The organism is Herbiconiux daphne (genome assembly GCF_024979295.1).
GTDB classification, from domain to species: Bacteria; Actinomycetota; Actinomycetes; order Actinomycetales; family Microbacteriaceae; genus Herbiconiux; species Herbiconiux daphnes.
On the sequence record NZ_JANLCJ010000585.1, the window covers coordinates 1 to 591 of the forward strand.

The following is a 591-nucleotide window of genomic DNA, read 5'->3' on the forward strand; positions in this document are numbered from 1 at the left end:
CACCACGCCAGTCCCACGCCTCAGCTACAATGTAGCGAGAATCGAACACACGCCACTCACCAGCCAGAGCATCATCATGGACATAACTTTCGTTCACATCATTGTTTGCTCTATTGGTACGGGGTGGCGGGTTACGATAATAACCATCATGACGATAACCACGCTGTTCAGCCCACGGTTTCTGAATGAAATCAAATTCCGTGTCTTTATCAGCGCCCATCATCTTCAGGAATGCGTTCTTCCCGAAGCTCTGCGGGTTAATCCAGTTGTACTCACCCAGATACTGGTCAGAGTATTGAACTGAATTACCAAAGCCCAAGTTGGCATAAACCTTATGGGCAATGATCGCAGCAAAGCGTGGACGGTAACCCATGTTACGAACTTTGCGATAAGTTACCGCTTGGTTCATGTAGTTACCGATGTTACGAATTAAGAACAAAGATGTAATAATCTTGTCCGCCTTGTGGTCTTTGATATGAGCACGAACCACACCAGTAATCGGGTGAATCGTAATCACATCTTGCAGCCACGGCATGTCTGCAACCAGTTCCTGCATTTCACGGAGGAACAGACGGTTCGCATCACGGCGTT

Annotated in this window: 1 protein-coding gene; it reads right to left on the bottom strand. The window is 47.5% G+C overall.

Annotated features, from left to right (window positions below):
* The coding region (locus N1032_RS26590) for a hypothetical protein (RefSeq protein WP_259543659.1) at positions 1–591 on the bottom strand (591 nt) is incomplete at both ends.